This is a genomic window from Streptomyces apricus (genome assembly GCF_008369065.1).
GTDB lineage: Bacteria > Actinomycetota > Actinomycetes > Streptomycetales > Streptomycetaceae > Streptomyces > Streptomyces apricus.
In genome coordinates this window covers 307,191-326,610 of record NZ_VDFC01000047.1, presented here as the reverse complement: position 1 = coordinate 326,610, position 19,420 = coordinate 307,191, and the positions used below count along the sequence as shown (strand labels likewise).

The window sequence follows — 19,420 nt, the reverse complement described above, 5'->3', positions numbered from 1 at the left end:
AGACTGCGCTGCTCCCCACGCACCTGTCTTCCAGGGGCGCGGGGAGCAGCGCAGTCTTTGAGGGGCGCGGGGAACGGCGCAGTTTTTCAGGGGCGCGGGGAACGGCGCAGTTTTTCAGGGGCGCGGGGAACTGCGCAATCTTTTAGGGGCGCGGGGAACTGCGCGATCAGCCCCCACCGGGCCGCAGGTGGCGTTACAGCTGGGCCGGGGCCGCGCCCTTGAGGGTGGTTACGTCGAAGGTCTCGGCCATGCGGGCGTACCCCGCGTCGCTCGGGTGCAGGTGGTCCCCCGAGTCGTACTGCGACCGCAGCCGTCGCGGATCGTACGGATCGCGGAGCGCCTTGTCGAAGTCGGCGTACGCGTCGAAGACCCGGCCCGCGCGGATCTGGGCGTTGACGGCCTGGCGGGTGTCCTCCAGGTGCGGGCGGTAGCCGCGGTGCCCCTGGAACGGCATCAGCGTGGCGCCGACCACCCGCAGCCCGCGCGCATGGGCCAGCCGCGTCAGCTCGCGCAGCCCCGCGGTGATCTTGTCCGCGTCGGTCTGGTTCGGGGTGCGCAGGATGTCGTTGACGCCGAGGGCCACCACGACGGCCCGCACGTTGGTGCGGCCGAGCACGTCGCGCTGGAAGCGGCTCAGACCGCTCGGGTTCTCGGCGGGGCGGCCGAGGCCGCTGGTGAGGACGCGGTTGCCGCTGATCCCCTGGTTGACCACGCTGTAGCGGGGCCCGTCCGAGCCGCCGCGCAGCCGGTCGGCCAGGACGTCCGGCCAGCGCCGGTTCTCGCCCTCGGTGGAGGTCACGCCGTCGGTGAGCGAGTCGCCGATGACGACGACCGTGCCGTCCGACTCGTTGCTCAGCACGTCCACCGCGGTCAGGTAGCGCCAGTAGGGTGTCTGTCCGGTGTACGGGACGCCGCTGACGTCCTCGGTGCGGTCGCCCTCCGCGGTGTACGAGATCTGCCGCGCCTGCGGGTGGTAGGTGACGGGGCCGGACGGGGTCGGGGAGTACGTCGTGACCAGGACGTCCGTGTCGTGCGGGACCGGCACGCGTACGGCGTCGCTGACCACCTGCTGCCCCGGCGGAACCACCACGGAGGGGCGTCCGTTGAAGGTGAGGCGGCGCATCGTGCCGGGGGCCGCGGCGGCGTCGTTCCCGGTGGCGGCCACGGCGACCGAGGCGTGCGTGATCTCCAGCGGCTGCTGGCCGTACAGGTTGGACAGGGTGATCCGGGCCGCGGTGCCGCCGACCGCCACGTGCACCACGTTGCGTACCGAACGGCCCGCCATGCCGTTCACCTCGGTGCCCGGCTCCGAGCCCGCCGGGGACGCCGACCAGGCGCCCACCCAGGTGCCGGCGGACGCGGGCGCGGCCGAGTTGTGCGGGGCGCGGGCGTCGGTGACCGCGGTCTCCGGGCTGTCGTCGGCGGCGACACCGACGTATATGGCGGCTGAGATGGCGACGATGACGGCGATGATCGCGGCCAGCAAGGCATAACCGTGACGCTTGGTCATGCGGTGCGTGTCTCCTCGAAAAGCGGGAACCCGAAAGGGTCCGGTGTGATCACCCCATGATGCGGCATGGCGTGCCGAGGACCCGACACGGCCCCGCCCGGACAGACGCCGGGAACTCCTGTTCCGTTCCAGGAGTCGGTCAGGTTGGGACAATGTGACGGGGGGACCCGGGAACGGATGGAGCGGATGGAAAGAACGAAAGAGGACGAAGCAGGGGAAACCGCCCCGGAGGGCGGGTCCTCCGGCTCCGGCGGTGTGGCGAACCCCACCACGGGCCCCGCGGGCTCCGCGGCCTCCACGGACTCCGCCGGTGCCGCGAATCCTCCGGGCACCGCCGCACCGAACCGGGCGATGAACTCGTTCAGCCCCGCCGACGAGGAGAAGTTCCGCGGCGTCCGCCGGATGAAGCTGACGGCGACCGGCCTGCTGCTCTTCGTCGCCCTCGTCTACGTCCTGGCCACCTGGGCGGAGAACTCGGGCGCGGGCGCCTGGGCCGGCTACGTGGCCGCGGCCGCCGAAGCCGGCATGGTCGGCGCGCTGGCCGACTGGTTCGCCGTCACCGCGCTGTTCCGCCGGCCGCTCGGCCTGCCCATCCCGCACACCGCGATCATCCCGACCAAGAAGGACCAACTCGGCGTCTCGCTGGGCGAGTTCGTCGGGGAGAACTTCCTGTCACAGGACGTCGTACGGCAGCGGCTGCGGTCCGTCGGCATCGGCAGCCGGCTCGGCACCTGGCTGGCCGACCCCGACCACGCCGACCGGGTGACGGCCGAGCTGGCCACCGCGCTCCGGGGCGCCCTCGCGGTCCTGCGCGACTCGGACGTCCAGGCCGTGGTCGGCGAGGCCATCAACCGGCGGGCCGACGCCCAGGAGATCGCCCCCGGCATCGGCAAGACCCTGGAGAGGGTCGTCGCGGACGGCGGCCACCGGCGCATCGTCGACCTGGTCTGCGTACGCGCCCACGACTGGCTCGTGCGCCACGACGACCAGGTGATGGACGCCGTGCAGGGCGGCGCCCCCGGCTGGACCCCGCGGTTCGTCGACAAGCGGGTCGGCGAGCGCGTCTACAAGGAGCTGCGCCCGCGGCGCCCTGGACCGCTTCCTCGCCGACTTCGCCGCCGACCTCCAGTCCGACACCGACACCCGGGCGCGGGTGGAGAACCTCAAGCGCGAGGTCCTCGGCCGCGGCGAGGTCCAGGACCTGATCGCGTCCACCTGGTCCTCCGTACGGCAGATGATCGTGGCCGCCGCCGAGGACGAGCGCAGCGAGCTGCGGCTGCGCGTGCGGGCCTCGCTGCTGTCGCTCGGCGCGCGGATGGCGGGCGACGCGCGGCTGCAGGCCAAGGTCGACGGCTGGGTCGAGGGGGCGGCGGTGTACGTCGTGACGACGTACCGCGACGAGATCACCTCCCTGATCACCGATACCGTCGCGGGCTGGGACGCCGAGCACACCTCCAAGAAGATCGAGGCGCACATCGGCCGCGACCTGCAGTTCATCCGGATCAACGGCACGGTGGTCGGATCGCTGGCGGGTCTCGTCATCTACACGGTGTCGCGGGCCCTGGGCGGCTGAGCCGGGCGACCGGGCCGGTCGGGCGGTCTGGACGGCCTGAGCGGCTGACCTGGGCCGACCGGGTGCGGGCGGCTGTAAGGAGGGCGTAAAGCGGCGCGTGCGGGGGACACGTAGAAGGTTCGCCCACCCCCGTGCGGGGTTCGCTCATCGAGGAGAGAGCCCATGGCCGTAACCGACGCCGGAGCCGGATCCGCGGGCAGCGGAGCCGTCACCACCGCCGTACCCGCCCGTCTGGACCGGCTGCCCTGGTCACGCTGGCACTGGACCATCGTGATCGGGCTCGGCACCGTCTGGATCCTGGACGGTCTGGAAGTCACCGTCGTCGGCAACATCGCCGGCCGCCTCTCGGAGCCCGGCAGCGGTCTGCCCATCTCGGCCGCGCAGGTCACCGGCATCGCGGCCGCGCTCTACGTGGCCGGAGCCTGCGTGGGAGCCCTGGTCTTCGGCCGGCTCACGGACATCTTCGGCCGCCGCAAGCTGTTCATGGTGACCCTGGCGGTCTACCTCGCGGCCACCGCCATGACGGCGGTCTCGTTCTCCGTCTGGTGGTTCCTCCTCTTCCGCTTCCTCACCGGCTTCGGCATCGGCGGCGAGTACGCGGCCATCAACTCGGCCATCGACGAGCTGATCCCCTCGAAGTACCGCGGCCGCGTCGACCTGATCATCAACGGCAGCTTCTGGCTGGGCGCGATCGCCGGCTCGCTCCTGTCGATCGTCGCGCTGAACACCGACCTGTTCGCGATGAACGTCGGCTGGCGGCTGACCTTCCTCCTCGGCGTCGTCCTCGGCCTGGTCATCCTGCTCGTGCGCCGCAACGTCCCCGAGAGCCCCCGGTGGCTGTTCATCCACGGCAAGGGCGAGGAGGCGGAACGCCTGGTCACCGACGCCGAGCGGCAGATCAAGGAGGAGACGGGCAAGGAACTCCCGCCGCCCGCCGGGGAGATCACCATCCACCAGCGCAAGAGCATCGGGTTCCTGGAGATCGGCCGCACGGTCTTCTCCACGTACCGCAGGCGCGCGATCCTGGGCCTGTCCCTCTTCATCGGGCAGGCGTTCCTCTACAACGCGATCACCTTCGGCTTCGGCGCGATCCTCACCAAGTTCTTCGACGTGTCGACGTCCTCGACCGGCTACTACTTCGCCGTCATCGCGGCCGGCAACTTCATGGGTCCGCTGCTCCTCGGCAAGCTCTTCGACACCGTGGGCCGCCGCATCATGATCTCCTCCACCTACCTGCTCTCCGGCATCCTGCTCTTCGGCACGGCCTGGCTCTTCGACCGGGGCTCGCTGAGCGCGACCACCCTGACCGCCTGCTGGTGCGTGGTCCTGTTCTTCGCCTCGGCGGGCGCGAGCAGCGCGTACCTGACCGTCTCCGAGATCTTCCCGATGGAGACCCGGGCCATGGCCATCGCCTTCTTCTACGCCATCGGCACCGCGGCGGGCGGCATCAGCGGCCCGCTGATCTTCGCCGAGCTGACCGAGACGGGTGTCGTCGGCGACACCGTCCTCGCCTTCCAGATCGGCGCCGGCCTGATGTGCGCGGCGGGCCTCGTGGCGGCGGCGCTCGCGGTCAAGGCGGAGGGACGCTCCCTGGAGGACATCGCCAGCCCGCTCTCGACGGCCGCCGACCCCGCCGGAAAGGGCGACCCCGCCGGAAAGGGCGCGAAGGCCTAGACCCGAACTGAGTACGCGTACTCTGTCGTCCCCCTGTGCGACAGCGGAACCCTCGTTCCCATGACCGAGAAGCTGCTGGGCCCGCTGTCGCAGCGCCCCCGGACGGAACGCTGGCTGACCCGCCTGCTGGGTGCCGCCCTGTCCTCGGCGGCGTACCTCCTGTGCGTCCCCCGGGACCTGCGCGACCGCCCCGGGCCCGGCGGCCCGACCACGGACCCGGGCACGGCCTCCGTCACGAGCCCCGTCACGGACGCGGCTCCGGCGACCCTCGCCGGAGCCGCCGTCCTGGCCGGCTGCCTGCTCCTGCTGGCCGCGTACTTCGGCCGCCGCGACGCCCTCGCCTGGCCGCTGCTGCTGGTGGCGGTGCCGCCGTCCGCGCTCCTGTACGCCTCGTTCAGTTCGTTCGGCTCCTCCGGCGAACCGGCCGACGTGGCGGGCCGGCCCTGGTCGCTGACCTGGGCGTCCGCCACGCTCGTGGTCTCGGCGGGGGTGCTCGTCGCGACGGCCGTGGCCCGGCGCTTCAAGGAGGACACCGGCGACCCGATGGACGGGCTGGTCCTCGCCCACCGGCACCGGCCCCTGGCGTGCGAGAGGCGGGCCTGAGGGTCAGGCGCCGGTGGTGGAGCCGGGCCGCACGATCATGAGGATCGTGACGGTGGCCCACAGCAGGTTGAAGATCCCGGTGAACATGGCGAGCCGCACGGTGACGCGGGTGCCGGCGGCGACGTCGGTGGACGTACCGGCCGCAGCGGACGTGCCGGCCGCCGCGGACAACGGCGCCGCCGGAGCGGCCCCGGCGGCCCCGGTGTCCGTGGCGCCGCCGTTCGCCTCCACCGCCTCGATCAGTTCCTCCTGACGGGGCAGTACCAGCGCTAGCAGAACGCCCGCGGCGATCCCGGTCAGGACCATCGAGACGAGCAGCCAGGTGTCGTTCAGCACGCCCATGCTGAGCGCCGTGGCCATGCCCAGGACGGGGACGGCGATGCCCACGGCCGCGTACACCCGGCAGATCCGGTGCAGCAGCCGCAGGGTCTCCGCCGCCCGGAGGTCACCGGGGTCGGCGAGGGCCCGCCGGGCGCCGGGCGGGAACATGCTGGCCGCGACGGTGACGGGCCCGACGGCGACGATCGCGACGAGGACGTGGAGTGCGAGGAGGAACTTGGTCACGAGGGGACGGTAGGCGGCGCACCGGATCCCGTGGAAGTGGCGTGATTGCCAGCCTTCAACGGATTCTCGCCAGGGGCCGGGAGCTCTGCTTTCCTGCTCCTGCCAGCCGTTTACGCTCCTTGGCGGGAACCCGTTGCCCCTCTACGCTCTTGCCATGCACACCGTGGCCGTACTGGCGCTCGACCAGGTCATCCCGTTCGACCTCTCCGCCCCGATCGACACCTTCAACTGGGCCCGGCTACCGGACGGCCGCGCGCCCTACCGGGTCCGGGTCTGCTCGGTGACCGAGGAGGTGAGCGCCGGCGCGTTCACCGTACGGGCGCCGTACGGCCTCGATGCGCTGGCCGAGGCGGACACGATCGTCCTGCCCGGCACCGCCGACCCGACCGGGCCGCTGCCGCCGGGGGTGGCCGAGGCCCTGCGCGCGGCGGCGGCGAACGGCACGCGCATCGCCTCGATCTGCGTCGGCGCGTTCCTCTTCGCCGCCACCGGACTGCTGGACGGGCAGCGGGCGACCACGCACTGGGTCGCGGCCGGGGACCTGGCGGCCCTGCACCCGGCGGTGACGGTCGACCCCAACGTCCTCTACGTCGACAACGGCCAGTTCCTCACCTCGGCGGGGGCCGCCGCCGCGATGGACATGTGTCTGCACATGATCCGCAAGGACTACGGCTCGGCCGTCGCGGCCCACGCGGCCCGGATGTCCGTCGTGCCGCTCGAACGGGAGGGCGGGCAGGCCCAGTTCATCGTCCACGACCGGCCTCCGGCCCCGGCCGGCACGACGATGGAGCCCCTGCTGGAGTGGCTGGAGGAGAACGCGGGCCACGACCTGACGCTGGAGGACATCGCCGCCCGGGCGGGCACCAGCGCCCGTACGCTCAACCGGCGCTTCCGCGAGCAGACCGGCACGACGCCCCTGCAGTGGCTGCACCGGGCCCGGGTGCGCACGGCCCAGCACCTGCTGGAGAACACGGACCACCCTGTCGAACGCATCGCGGTGCAGGCGGGGTTCGGCTCGCCCACCGCCTTCCGGGACCGCTTCAAGCGGGTGGTGGGGACGAGTCCGCAGGCCTATCGGCGGGCGTTCCGGGGAGCGCCGCCCCGTGAGACCGGCACCGGCTCCCGTGAGACCGGCGCCGGCGGCCTCGAAGTCCGCGTACCGCAACAGTCGTAACCGGTGCGTCACGGCCCCCTCGGGTGCCACAACTCTCCCGGCAGGTCCCGTGTCGAACCAGGCGTGAGTGAGAGCAACAAGGCTTTACCGCCGCAGACCACCGCTTTCACGCACAAGCCGGTCCTTCGACCGCACCTGACGCTTCGGCGACATCCATCAACGGGGGAACACATCATGACCAGCAAGAACCTCGGCTCCCGCCGCAGGACCGTCTCCTTGGCCGTGTCCGCGGCCTCCTTCCTCCTGCTGACGGGCCTCGGCATCGCCGCCGCGCCCGCCTCCTTCGCGGGCACCCCCGGCGGGACCGCCGCGAACGACCGCAACTCCGACTTCGACGGCGACGGCTACGACGACGTCCTGACCGGAGCCCCGGGCGGCACCGTCGACGGCAAGGAGGGCGCCGGGTTCGTCACCGTCCAGTACGGGGCGGCCAACGGCATCGGGACCACCAAGAGCGTCCCCGCCGCCCGTACCGCGGTCTTCAGCCAGTCCACCGCGGGCGTCCCGGGCACCTCGCAGACGTACGACGCCTTCGGCGCGGCCGTCGCCACCGGCGACCTCGACGGCGACGGGTACGACGACGCGGTGATCGGGGCGCCCGGCGAGGAGGCCGGTTCGCTGGAGGACGCCGGCCAGGTGACCGTCCTGTACGGCTCGAAGTCCGGACTGGGCACCGCCCGCAGCGTCACGGCCGCGTCCGCGGCCCCGGCCGCCGGAGCCCGTTTCGGCTCCGCCGTCACCGCGGCCCGGCTGACGGGGGAGACCCTGGGCGACGTCGTCGCCGTGGCCGACCACCGGGGCGTCGAGCTGTTCACCCACAGCGGGGGCGCCCTGCGGCACACCGGCACGCTCGACACGACCGCGCACCCCGCCGGACGCGCCATCACCCCGGCCTACCTGACCACCGGCGACTACGACAGGGACGGCTACGCCGACCTGGTCGTCTCCGGTTACGGCCCCGCCGACGACCACGCCCAGGGCTGGTCGGCGGTCTACTCGGGCGGCGCGGACGGCCTGACCCACGCGCAGGACCTGCGCGGCGGCCTCTCCACCGCGTCGGGGGACATCGACCACGACGGGTACGACGACCTCGTCACGGGCCACCACAGCAGCCCCGACCAGGAGGCCGAGGGCATGACCGGCGGCCTGATCGGCGTCTACCACGGCAGCGAGGACGGTCTCCGGGGCGAGGAAGGCCCCGAGGACGCGACCGAGGAGGCGCCCCAGTACTGGACGCAGAACTCCCCGGGCGTGCCCGGCGCCGGCGAGCACGGTGACGCCTGGGGTACGGAGCTGTCCGTCGCCGACGTCGACGGGGACGGGTACGCGGACGTCGCCGTCGGCGCCCCCGGCGAGGACATCGGGACCGTCGCGGACGCCGGCGCGGTGTGGCTGCTGCGCGGCTCGCCGGAGGGCCTGACGGCCACGGGCGCGCAGTCCTTCGACCAGAACAGCGACGGGGTCCCCGGTACCGCGGAGGCGGGCGACGCGTGGGGCTCCCAGGTGCGGCTCGTCGACACGGACCGCGACGGCCGCTCCGAGCTGCTGGCCGCCGCGCCGGGCGAGGACGCCGGGGACGGAGTGGTCTGGAAGCTGTACGCGAGCACGAAGGGCCTCGTCACGACCGGTTCATGGCTGTACGGGGGCACGTCGCTCGGCGCTCCGGGCGACGGCGCGGGCTTCGGCGAGGCGATCGACGAGTAGAGCGCCCCGCACCGGCCGGCGGAACCGCACCAGGGTCCCGCCGGCCACGGTGATGTTCGAGGCGAGGCATCCGGACAGCTTCTGTCCCCATTCCGCCTGCGGGTGGTGACCGGAGCGGTAGGTCTGCGCGGTGGAGTCACCGGCGCCCCTCACTGACGGGCGTCGGCCAGCCAGGTGCGCCAGACGCACCGGCTGTTGGGCAGCTCGGGCCGGTCGAGCATCCACAGCACGTACCCGGCGTGCAACCGGGCCCAGGGGTTCTCCGAACGCCGGGCCGCCTCCAGCCGTACGCGCAACGGAGTCCCGTCCAGAACGCGCGCCACCCGCACGTATTCACGGTCCTTGCAGCGATAGGCCCGCCGCACGACGACCTCCACCAGATCGATCAGCTTGGCCCGGGCCACCGGGTCCCGCCCGACGGAGTCCACGGCCAGGTCCCGGATGAGCCTCTCCTTGGTCCCCCAGGCCTTGGCGGTGAGGGTCCACTCGTACGGGAACCGCGCCTCCCACTCCAGGAAGAGCAGCGCGTAGGGCAGCCCCGGCCAGTCCGCGATGTCCTGGTGCTCCCACCGGTCCCACAGCCCGTCGGGCAGCGAGGCCCCCCGGATCCGCAGGTGCTCCTGGTGGGCCAGCCGCAGCTCCGGAACCTCGTACGGCTCGCGCACCCCCTGCTCCTGCAAGGCCGACAGCGTCGCGTTGAACCGCTCGACGGCCTCGTCGGTGGCCTTCCTGGCATCGGCCAGCCGATCGAGCGCGGCGGCCCGCTCACCGGGATCCTTCGAGATCAGCCCGTACGCCCAAGCCAGCCGCTCGTCCCACGCCCGGGCACCGTCCATGTCCGTCCCACGCCCTGTCTCATGCCCCATGCACCAGATCATCCCCGAGCACACCACTCCTAGCCCTCGGTGTACCCGTACAGGAAGGGAACGAGTACGTGAAGCCGCCTGACTGACGGCCCCGCTTCAGCCGGATCCACAGCGACCGAGTGCCGTACGAACCCGGTCAAGGCCCTCCACGCGCCAGTGCTCCCGGTCGGGCATCCGGTCGTCCCGCCGCCAGCGCCAGGCCGAGAACAGGGCCCAGTTCAGGGCACGGCACCGGTGCAGCAGCTCGTGATCGACCCCGGCGTAGTGCTGCGCCACTTCCTCGGGCGCATGGGCGAGGTCGAACTCGACCGGCCCGCGGCAGCACGTGGCGAGGTCCACGAAGAGCGGTCCTCGCCGCGTATTCAGGAGATTCCCCGGATGAGGCTCGCCGTGCAACAACTGGTCACGGCCTCCGTCGACACCGACCTCGACCCCCACCCCACGCAGCGTGCCACTGAGGAACTGCCGGTCGGAGTCGGACAGTTCAGGAGACCGTTCCCGCTCCTCCACCTCCCTCAGCGCCGCGGCGATCCGGTCGGTGAAGTGCGGCGCGTCCAACTGGGCCCGTCGCAGCGCGGCATGGTGCCGCAGAAGCACATCCGCATAATCGACGGGCGCGATCTCCGACCCCACGGACTCGTAGAAGGTCCAGAGCGAGACGGCGAACCCGTCCCGCAGACGGACCCGGGGCTCGACGCGGGGATCGAGCTCACCCACCGGAGCACCGACGCCGACGAGACGCCGGGCGACGTCGACCTCGTACGCGAAATCGGCCAACTGCTCCACCGGCGCGACCCGAGCCAGAACACCACAGGGGACCAGCCGCAGGGCGACACGGTCCGAGTCATGAACGACGACGACGTCATCGACCAGAAGCCCCAGCCCGGAAACGACAGAACGCCCCGCCGAGACGGCACGACGAAGCAGTAAAGCCTCCATGGAACTCCCTCTCGTAGTAAAACGGACAGCCATCTCCCCGGGCACCTCCGCAGCCGCTGAGCCGACCCGGCGTGCAGGCGAGACGCGACCGCGCCCGCAGCCCCGCCCCACAACACAACCACCCCCACAACCCAACCACCGCCCCCGCCGGCTCACCTGGGCCGCGGAGGCACGACACTGACTGAGAAGCGGGCGGCCCGACGGCAACTTCAAGGCGTACGCACCGTCCAGGCGGCCGAAGCACAGCCCTACAACGCCCGTATGAAGGCTCGCCAAGCCAGGGCACGCACGACTACAACCGGCCCCGCCGTGCACTTGGAGTCGCGCAGCAACAGACCACCGTCGACGCGGGCCCCCTCGACACACTCAGTGCCGCTTCCGCCGCTGTACGAGGACTTGAACCAGTGGGGCTCGGGTCGTATGTCCATCAGGGCTCCTCGCTCATGCGTTGGATCAGCGCTGTGGAAGCCCCGATGTCGAGGGCCTGCGCGCGAAGGTATTGGAACGCCAACCTATAGCGCTCCAGTTCCTTCGGTTTCTCCATGAAGAGCCCACCGCCGATGATGTCCACGTACACCACGTCCAGTTCGGGAGTCTGGCCACCCAGAACGACGAAACTGCCGACCGCTGCCGCATGAGCACCTGTTGAGAACGGCAGGACCTGGATGGTCACGTGGGGGAGGTCCGTGAGGGCGAGGAGGTGGCGCAGTTGTTCGCGCATCACCGTCCGCCCACCCACGCTGCGCCGGAGCGCGGCCTCGTCGATGACGCACCAGATGTGGGGCGGGTCCTCGCGCTGGAGGAGTTCCTGCCGCTTCATGCGGATGTCCACCATGTGCTGCACCTCCCGCTCGGTGCAGCGCATCTCCGAGGCTCGGTGTACGGCTTCGGCGTAGGCGCGGGTCTGGAGGAGCCCCGGGATGTACATGCAGGCGTAGTGGTCCTCGCGCACCACCTCGTCCTCAAGCGTGAGCATGAGGTTCATCGACTCGGGGACGGGGTCGGCGAGCGACCGCCACCAGCCTTGGATTTTGGCGCCCTTCGCCAGATCGACGAGGGCCAACCGCTCTTCCTCCGAAGCCGCGTACTCGCGACAGAGGGCATCCACGGCCGGCCACTTGACCGAACCCTCTTTGGTCTCGTAGCGGCTCAGTGTCGCCTTCGAGATGCCGACACGGGCACCCGCCTCCTCCAGCGTCAGCCCTTTGAGCTCACGAAGACGACGCAGGTCGGCGCCCAACTGACGCCTACGAGTGGTAGGTCCGACTGCCATGTTCAAGACCTTTCATGGTGATCTGCCAAACCGTCAAGGTCGCCCAACCACGACGGCGGAGCGGCGTGCGCCGGGGCGCGCGGAACGGGTGTGCACTCCTGCGGACACGAAGTGAGAGTTCCATTTTGAGAGTTTCACTGCAACTCTAGGTGTGTAGTCGATTGCACACCGCAACATGAAGTCTCGTCACAGGAGTTGAACGATGGACTGCACTGCCGGTTTGCTGAGGAAGCCGTGGGACTTGCCGTTCGTGGCTGAGCCCGAGGAAGTCGCGGGGCTTCGTCGCGTCCTTCGCTCCCATCTGGAGCTGTGGGGCTTGCATGACGTAACTGACGCAGCCCAACTCTGCGCCAGCGAGCTCGTGTCGAACGTCATCAGGCATGTCGGCGTAGGCACCCCGACGACGCTCGCGGTCTCCATGAACGGCACGCGCCTACGCATCGAAGTCCACGACCCCGACACGCGAGCACTCCCCACCCTCCTCGCCGCAGACCCGGACTCCGAAGCGGGGCGTGGCATGGCGCTGGTCAATCACCTCGCCGACCTGTGGGGCGTCCAGCTACTCGCTGACGTCAAAGTGACGTGGTGTGAACTGAGTACGTGAAAGCCACGCACCTACCGCGTCACGGCTTCTCCAGGAAAGCTTGGTGACGGGTGCGAGCGACGACCAGGAGATCCCTCTGCAGGGTGTTCCGTTCTCGGCCTCGTGTCTTCAGGGTATGGCAATTCGGGCAAAGGGCGATCATGAGTTCAGGGACGTCTTGCCCGGTACGTGCGAGGCCGTTGACGTGGTCGACCTCTAGGAGGGGCGCACCGGCGTCCGTACGTTCCAGGGGGTGCCCCATGCAGGAAGGGTTCTCGCAGCGGTCATTGCTGCGAAGCATCACGGCTTCCCGTGCAGCGGGCGAGCGCAAGTAGCGCTCCACCTGTACTAGTCGTGAGCTGTGGGTGCGATCTGCTGCCGTTCGGTGAGCGGCTGCGGTGAGCCGCTCGTACCTCTGCCTGGCGCTGGTGCGCTCCGACTTCGAGGGTGCGTCCACCTCTGCAGGAATGACGTCGATGGAGTCGTCATGGAGTTGCCCGTCATCTTGGTCCAGGGCCTCGACGACTTCCCGAGGCCAGGTGTCGGACATCGGCGAGGAAACGGGTGCCAGTATCCAAACGAACTCGCGTCGCTGCAGGCCGTCTTGCCCGCGCCCCCAACGCTGACGGCGTTGGACGATGACGGCCCAGGTCTCGAATGTCCAGCGTCCACGGTGCGGCTTGTGCCAGTACCGCAAGGCCTTTCGCCGTTCTTGATGTTCTGCCATCGCGCGATTGCCTGCGGACAGGGTCTGGTCGCCGGAGAGGCCGTCGCCCGTGTAAGCGATCCAGTCCATCCCCGGGATGCGCTGGTCGTCGTAGGGGCCTTTGTCGTCCGAATACACGGTGAGGAGGCCATCTGCGAGAGGAGTGATCCCGAGTACACGGTTTCCGCCGTAGACGTCGGCTATGGCTCCACGATGCTGATATAGCTCCCCTTGAAGAGGGCGCAAGTAGGAAGCAATCGGCCCGACCATCAACTCTTCAAGGTCCAGAGCCGCTAGCAGCCGTGCGGGCATGGGGTTAAAGAACCGCACGAGGAGGTTGCCCACGGCCCATGCGGCAAGTTCAAGGTCTTTGGACAGACGGTCGTAATCCTGCTTCGGCAACCCGGCGAGAGGGTTCATGTCATCCAGGACGGACAACGTCGGACGCCGACCTTGACTCGTCAGGGGGAGGTCAGCGGACTCCGCCACCTCCCACAACGTGTTTCGTTGCAGGGCCCAGAACGGGTACAGCACGGCCTGGTGGCCCTGGGGTGCCCCGGCGAACTCGCTGAGGAGGGGGCCCACAGTGTGTTTGACCGCCGACCAAGGCTGTTCGCGCGGACGTCCGTGTACGGCCTGCGCAATGGCCCACAGGAGCAAGAGCGGGCGATGCAGTGACTGGCCGGCAGACCGCTGAGCAGGTCGCACCTTCCCTATGCGTCCGATCAGGTCCCGTGCATCGGCCACTTCGCCACTCCAGCCTTCTAGCGTCACTAGTAGGACTATCTGACCAGATGGCACTGACACTGTTCATTTTTGCTAGAGGCGTGGCTGGATCTGCCCTAATCGTGGCGCCGTACCGCTGACGGGCGGCGTCACCCCGCAGCGATGGCCGAGTACGTCCACACATCCGCCGGAAGCTTGTGCTCTAGGCGCCAAGTGATAGCCATCGGCTTGCTGCCCGTGTGTTCCACGTACGTTGCCGGACCCAGCAGCATCCACGGTTGGGACTTGCCGATGTCGTTGTTCTTGTAGCGGCGCATGAACAGGAGGACGTGGCTGCCTTGTTGTGCGTGCCGCTGGTAGCGCAGGCCGGTCGGTGAGTTCTCCGCGGTCGCGTTCTGCGACTCCCAGTGGAAGAGGGAGGGACTTCGTGCGTAGTCCTTGTAGCGGATCGTGGGCGAGAAGTCCTTCTCGTTCTTGTCCAGCGTGATCAACAGGGCGTCGGTCTGGAGGTCGTCGACCCACTGGACACCTTGGGCGAAGGACCTGGGCATCTGGCCACCGAAGCGGGCCACGCCAAGAGCGGCCAGGATCTCGGAACGGTTGTAGCTGCTGTGGACCTTCAGGGGTACGTGACGATGTGGACCCGAGAGAGGGATGGGGAAGTGGTCTGAGCGGTCGATGACGTAGGTCAGCACCTGTCGGAGCTCGTCGCGGAACACGCGCTGCGAGCGTAGGGAGTCGAGACCTTGCTGGAAGCTCGTGAAGCCGCCGGCGTTGTCCCACAGGTTGAAGAAGAGCATGCGGGCGTACGCCTGGTCGAGCGGGGGCAGAGCTTCGTAGGCCGGGGTGTCGTCTGACAGCAGGCGGTCATAGGCGTCGGCGCGCTCGGGGTCATCGACGTGCAGGAAGGCGTGCACGCGCTTGAGGAGCGCCGCCTCCCCTGCTGGTGCGGGGCCTTCGACGAAGCCTGCCTTACGCAGGACGGTCGTCCAGGAGTTGTCGCTCTTGTAGAGCTCCTTGATCTCACGGCGACTCTCGTAGAGATAGCCCGCGAGTCGCGGTGTGCTGTACGCCTTCGCCTCGGTCACCAGCGTTTTGATCGTCGCGCCCAGTTGCGTACGGATGTTGTCCAGGACGAGGTCCTTTGACTTTCCCTCCAGGATGATCTGGCACCCGGAGGGGAGCTGTGGGAAGTCTCGCTCGATGTGATCTACGAGCCGGTTCCGCGTCAGGTTCGTCAGGGCCCGGAACTGTTCCTCGAAGCGGAACTCCGCTCGGTGCTGACCGATGAAGTCCAGGACCGTGAGGACCGGTTTCGTCTGCGTGCGCCGTAGCCCCCGGCCCAACTGCTGGAGGAAGACCGTGGCGCTGTTCGTGGGACGCAGGAGCAGAAGGGTGTCGACATCTGGAATGTCGAGCCCTTCGTTGAACAAATCGACGGAGAAGATCACCTGAAGTTTTCCGTCACGTAGGTCGGCCAGAGCTCGTGCGCGTACATCAGAGGGTGAGTCGCTGTCGAGCGCTACGGCCTGGAACCCTGCCGTACGGAAACAGGCGGCCATGAAATGAGCGTGATCCTTGGTCACGCAGAAGCCCAAGGCCCGCATGGCTCCCGGGTTCGCAATCTTGTCCTGAATCTGCTTGATCACGATGCGAGCACGGGCGTGGTGGCCCGTGTAGAGGTTGCCGAGCTCCCGTTCCGCGTACGTTCCCTTCTGCCATCCGAGGGAAGTCAGATCTGTGCCGTCCGGGATGCCGAAGTAGTGGAAGGGGCACAGCAGGTCGTTTTCAAGGGCTTCCCACAGCCGCATCTCTGCTGCGATGCGGCCTTCGAAGAACTCATCCTGGACGTTCTGTCCGTCCATCCGCTCAGGCGTGGCGGTAAGGCCGAGCAGTTCTTTCGGTTTGAAGTGGTCGAGGACCCGTCGGTACGTCGCAGCCGTGGCGTGGTGGAACTCGTCGATGACGATGATGTCGAAGTGGTCGGGAGCGAGTCGTTCCAGCCGTTCGACCTTCAGCGATTGGACGCTGGCGAAGACGTGGTCCCAATCTTTCGGGTCCTCGCCGCCATGGAGCAGCTCCCCAAAGGAAGCGTCGTTTAGTACCTCGCGGTACGTGCGCAGCGACTGGCGCAGGATTTCCTTGCGGTGGGCGACGAACAGCAGCCTTGGCCTCTCGCTATCGAGCTTCTCGCTGAGGGCCCGGTAGTCCAGGGCTGCCATCACCGTCTTGCCCGTACCAGTTGCTGCGACGAGGAGGTTGCGGTGCCGGTCGCGAAGCTCACGCTCAATGGTGAGGCGCTCCAACATGTCCTGCTGGTGCGGGAAGGCGCGTACCTCAAGCCCGGAGAGGTTGATCTGCAGGTCGGTGACAGAGCTAGTGCCACCTGCTTGAGCTAGAGCTTGATCGAGTCGCTTCCCGTCAGCGTCGGGATCGTAGGACTCGAAGGCGATGTCATTCCAATACGCGTCGAAGGTCGCTTCGAACTTGTCGAGGACCGCGGGTGTCGCTACCGACGACAGGCGTACGTTCCATTCCAGCCCGTCGAGGAGCGCAGCTTTGGACAGGTTCGAGCTGCCCACGTACGCGGTGTCGAAGCCGCTGTTGCGTCGGAACAACCATGCCTTCGCATGGAGCCGCGTGGACCGGATCTCGTAGTTGACCTTCACTTCGGCGCCGAAGTCGCGGACGAGGCGGTCGAGCGCAAGTCGATCGGTGGCGCCGATGTAGGTCGTCGTGATGACGCGGATCGGTACGCCCCGCTCCTTCGCGGCGCGCAGCGAGTCTTCCAGCACCCGGATGCCGTACCACTTCACGAACGCGCAGAGCAGGTCCACGCGGTCTGCGGTGGCCAACTCGGCACGCAGCTCCGCACCCAGGCTGGGGTCATCGGGGGCGTTGGTGATGAGGGACGTCTCGGACAGGGGCGTGAGAGGGCGCAGTGCGTAGACGCCGGGAGCTTCTTGCTCTGCAAGAGTCAGAAGCTGCCGTGGACCTTCAACGATGGCGCCGATGGTCTCATCCGGATCCGGTGCACTCTCAGCGAGTGATGCCAGGATCCGGTTCGCAGCATCGACCTGCCGATCATGGGGCAGCCGGCTCAATCTGCGCCCGACCACCTCGGCGATGTGACGGGCGAGTACGTGCGGGGACGATTCCGCACTGACCTCTTCGTGGATCGCCTTCCAACCTGAAGCCTCAAGCTGCTCTATCTCGCCGTGCAGACTCTGAGTAATGAGCTGCTCGTACACGCCCGCAACCGGTCGTGCCAGCTCTCCCGGTTCCCCCACCCGATGCTCCCTCGATTGCCCACATAGCTATGGCTCTGTCCCGACAGCATTTCTAACAGCAGCCGATGACAATCGAGGGCCTTGCATCAGGGCGATCGCCTTTGTGCGCTAAGCGATGGGAATGACCCTTCAGGCGTCGTTGCCGTGGCACACCCCGTAAGCCTGTCCCGATCCGCACCAGCACTGCGCCACCCGTTCCGGGGGCCAAGTCTCGGCTCGGCCTCGGGCTGCCAGGGTTGTTGCGTACTGGGGGAGGAGGGACGCGTCCGAGGGGGACGAGCCCTCCGAGGCCGCGAATGCCTCGTACGACGGGACCGTGCCCGTCACGATGCCCAGGTTCGGGGTGCCCGAGGAGGACAGTTCGCGCAGGGAGGCCTCTATCGTCGCCAGGTGCTCCTCGTGGGACGGGTATTCCGCGGACAGGGGCGGGTACGCCGTCAGGAGTTCGGTCAGTTCCGGGGCCGGCCAGTGCAGGACCGCCACCGGGAACGGGCGGGACAGCGCCTCGCGGTACGTGCCCAGCTCGGCGCGTAGGCGCGAGATCTCCGCCTCCAGCTCCGCCGGGTTGTCCGAGCCCAGCGACCACACGCGCTTGGGGTCGTGCAGCTCGTCCAGGGAGACCGGGGACGAGTGGAGGGTGTCCGCGCGGCCGTCCCACTCGTCGTGGGGCAGGCCCAGCATGCGGCGTACGCGGTGGCGGCCGAAGAGGATCGGGAGAGTGGCGTACGGGGGCTCGGCCACGCCCGCCAGGAGGTGGGTCGCCGCCTCCGTGAACGTCTCCTGCGCCGCCTCCAGCTCGTCGTGGGACTCCAGGGACTCGGCGACGATCACCCAGGGGGCCGGGTCGCGCGGTGCCGCCGCGCGGACGCCCTCGATGATCGCCCTGGCCTCCGCCTCGTGGCCGTACTCCCAGAGGTTGGCCGCCTTGAGGGCCCGGACGAGGAAGGGGTTCTCCAGCGGGATCTCGCCGGCGAGCAGGCGGTCGTAGAGGGAGGTGGCTCGTGGGCGGTCGTCGGCCAGTTCGAGGTGGGCCGCGGCCTGCACGAGCAGGTGTTCCGCGTCCTCGGGATACAGGCCGGCTGTCCGCTCCAGGCGTGCTGCTTCGGCGTTGTGGTCGACGTACTCGGCAGACGTGTCGGGGCGCATGGGTGACACCGTACTGCCGACCGCCGACAGAGGTCAGGTAGGTGTGCGGAGGTGTGCAGGCCAGGGGCGGGGGCGGCGCGGAGTCCTGGTATCGCTTCAGGTGCGCTCTCGGATCCTTGCGGACCGTCCTGTATATGTATAACGGCAGAAGCCTTGGAGTCGGTCGGTGAGCGGAGAGGGAGGAGGGCGGCGCATGACACGGAGCTGGGCGCAGGTGAAGCCCGCCGTCCTGCTGCTCGTCCTGCTGCTGCAGGTCGCCCTGCTCGACACGGGCAGCCTCTCCGGTGCCGTCGCCGTCACGTTCGCGGCGACCGCCGCGGCCGGGTCCGCGCTCGCCGCCTGCTCCCTCATCGCCTCGCGGCTCGCGCCCGCCGTGCCGCGCACCCGGGTCCGTACGGCCCTGCGCGACCGTGCGCGGCGCACGGCGTTCCTGCCGCAGCGTGATCCCGACGCGCGGGGGCGCAGGCGTCCCCGGGCCCCCGGCCTTCCCCTTCCGACGGCCGCGTAGGGGCTTTCACCCGGCAGTAGCTCGGCAGCTGCTTCTTGCTGCCTTCTGTGGTGCCTCCGCGCTGTCGTCATACCGGCGTACGTCTTCTTCTCGCTTCGGTGTGACGTGACCCTCGGAGGGTTCGATCGTGTTTGGTTTTTCTGATTTCATGTCCGCTTTCGCCGGTCTTGTGGAAGGGCTGGCGGAGTTCCTCGAACCTGTTTTCAGCGGTTCTGCGACTGCTGCGGCGATTGTGCTGTTCACCGCTTTCGTGCGGCTTCTCGTGCATCCCTTGTCGCGTGCCTCGGCCCGGGGGCAGCGGGCGCGGGCCGCGTTGCAGCCGCGGATCGCCGAGCTGCGCGAGAAGCACGGGAAGAACCCCGAGAAGCTGCAGAAGGCCGTATTGGAGCTGCATGCCGCGGAGAAGGTCTCCCCGTTGTCCGGGTGCCTGCCGAGTCTTTTTCAGCTCCCGGCCTTCTTCCTTCTGTATCACCTGTTCTCCAACGCCCGGATCGGTGACGGGGCGAACTCCCTGCTCGCCCACCAGCTCCTCGCGGCGCCGCTGGGGGAGCGGTGGGCGGACGCGTTGCGTGAAGGTGGGG

15 protein-coding genes and 2 pseudogenes are annotated in these 19,420 nt (G+C 69.1%); 8 read left to right on the top strand and 9 right to left on the bottom strand.

The annotated features are described in order from the left end of the window. Positions 1 to 193 precede the first annotated feature (193 nt). Entirely contained in the window at positions 194 to 1,510 is a 1,317-nt protein-coding gene (locus FGF04_RS27865) for an SGNH/GDSL hydrolase family protein (protein WP_149514091.1), read from the bottom strand. A gap of 177 nt (positions 1,511 to 1,687) precedes the next feature. On the opposite strand from FGF04_RS27865, the pseudogene FGF04_RS27860 reads away from it, so the two are divergent. The 3 genes and pseudogenes from FGF04_RS27860 to FGF04_RS27850 all read left to right on the top strand — a co-directional run bounded on the left by FGF04_RS27860 (position 1,688) and on the right by FGF04_RS27850 (position 5,360). After that, positions 1,688 to 3,083, top strand: a pseudogene (locus FGF04_RS27860) (DUF445 domain-containing protein). Positions 3,084 to 3,245: 162 nt separating this feature from the next. Then, positions 3,246 to 4,757, top strand: a complete 1,512-nt coding sequence (locus FGF04_RS27855) for an MFS transporter (protein WP_149514090.1) — start codon at positions 3,246 to 3,248, stop codon at positions 4,755 to 4,757. Between the two features lie 60 nt (positions 4,758 to 4,817). Further along, the gene (locus FGF04_RS27850) at positions 4,818 to 5,360 is read left to right on the top strand and encodes a hypothetical protein (RefSeq protein WP_149514089.1); all 543 of its coding nucleotides are present in this window, start codon (positions 4,818 to 4,820) and stop codon (positions 5,358 to 5,360) included. Positions 5,361 to 5,363: 3 nt separating this feature from the next. On the opposite strand, the gene FGF04_RS27845 is transcribed toward FGF04_RS27850, so the two are convergent. After that, complete coding sequence (locus FGF04_RS27845) at positions 5,364 to 5,924, bottom strand: protease (RefSeq protein ID WP_149514088.1); 561 nt, start codon at positions 5,922 to 5,924, stop codon at positions 5,364 to 5,366. 154 nt (positions 5,925 to 6,078) lie between these two features. On the opposite strand from FGF04_RS27845, the gene FGF04_RS27840 reads away from it, so the two are divergent. Further along, entirely contained in the window at positions 6,079 to 7,098 is a 1,020-nt protein-coding gene (locus FGF04_RS27840; protein WP_149514087.1) for a GlxA family transcriptional regulator, read from the top strand. A gap of 174 nt (positions 7,099 to 7,272) precedes the next feature. Further along, positions 7,273 to 8,802 (top strand): FG-GAP repeat protein, encoded by a 1,530-nt coding sequence (locus tag FGF04_RS27835; RefSeq protein ID WP_149514086.1) that lies wholly within the window; start codon positions 7,273 to 7,275, stop codon positions 8,800 to 8,802. Between the two features lie 149 nt (positions 8,803 to 8,951). Here FGF04_RS27835 and FGF04_RS27830 read toward each other — a convergent pair whose 3' ends face one another. The 4 genes from FGF04_RS27830 to FGF04_RS27815 all read right to left on the bottom strand — a co-directional run bounded on the left by FGF04_RS27830 (position 8,952) and on the right by FGF04_RS27815 (position 11,880). Next, positions 8,952 to 9,668, bottom strand: a complete 717-nt coding sequence (locus FGF04_RS27830) for a hypothetical protein (RefSeq protein ID WP_235882531.1) — start codon at positions 9,666 to 9,668, stop codon at positions 8,952 to 8,954. 96 nt (positions 9,669 to 9,764) lie between these two features. Continuing rightward, positions 9,765 to 10,607, bottom strand: a complete 843-nt coding sequence (locus FGF04_RS27825) for a phosphotransferase family protein (protein ID WP_149514085.1) — start codon at positions 10,605 to 10,607, stop codon at positions 9,765 to 9,767. Between the two features lie 248 nt (positions 10,608 to 10,855). Further along, entirely contained in the window at positions 10,856 to 11,035 is a 180-nt protein-coding gene (locus FGF04_RS27820) for a DUF397 domain-containing protein (protein WP_149514084.1), read from the bottom strand. Further along, positions 11,035 to 11,880 (bottom strand): helix-turn-helix domain-containing protein, encoded by an 846-nt coding sequence (locus FGF04_RS27815; RefSeq protein WP_149514083.1) that lies wholly within the window; start codon positions 11,878 to 11,880, stop codon positions 11,035 to 11,037. The genes FGF04_RS27820 and FGF04_RS27815 overlap by 1 nt, the downstream gene beginning before the upstream one ends. Positions 11,881 to 12,082: 202 nt before the next feature. On the opposite strand from FGF04_RS27815, the pseudogene FGF04_RS27810 reads away from it, so the two are divergent. Further along, positions 12,083 to 12,481: pseudogene (locus FGF04_RS27810) on the top strand (ATP-binding protein); the annotation flags it as partial. Between the two features lie 22 nt (positions 12,482 to 12,503). On the opposite strand, the gene FGF04_RS27805 reads toward FGF04_RS27810, so the two are convergent. The 3 genes from FGF04_RS27805 to FGF04_RS27795 form a co-directional block, all read right to left on the bottom strand. Continuing rightward, positions 12,504 to 13,589 (bottom strand): HNH endonuclease signature motif containing protein, encoded by a 1,086-nt coding sequence (locus FGF04_RS27805; protein WP_149514081.1) that lies wholly within the window; start codon positions 13,587 to 13,589, stop codon positions 12,504 to 12,506. 455 nt (positions 13,590 to 14,044) lie between these two features. Then, entirely contained in the window at positions 14,045 to 17,185 is a 3,141-nt protein-coding gene (locus FGF04_RS27800) for a DUF3427 domain-containing protein (protein ID WP_188114262.1), read from the bottom strand. Positions 17,186 to 17,314: 129 nt separating this feature from the next. Then, a complete protein-coding gene (locus FGF04_RS27795; protein ID WP_149514080.1) occupies positions 17,315 to 18,331 on the bottom strand; it encodes an SEC-C domain-containing protein in 1,017 nt (338 codons plus the stop codon). Positions 18,332 to 18,524: 193 nt separating this feature from the next. On the opposite strand from FGF04_RS27795, the gene FGF04_RS27790 reads away from it, so the two are divergent. Both FGF04_RS27790 and FGF04_RS27785 read left to right on the top strand, forming a co-directional pair. After that, positions 18,525 to 18,839: a DUF6412 domain-containing protein gene (locus FGF04_RS27790; RefSeq protein WP_149514079.1), complete on the top strand. Its 315-nt coding sequence runs from the start codon at positions 18,525 to 18,527 to the stop codon at positions 18,837 to 18,839. A 148-nt stretch (positions 18,840 to 18,987) separates the two neighbouring features. Then, on the top strand, positions 18,988 to 19,420 hold a 433-nt coding region (locus FGF04_RS27785; protein ID WP_149514402.1), incomplete at its 3' end, for a YidC/Oxa1 family membrane protein insertase.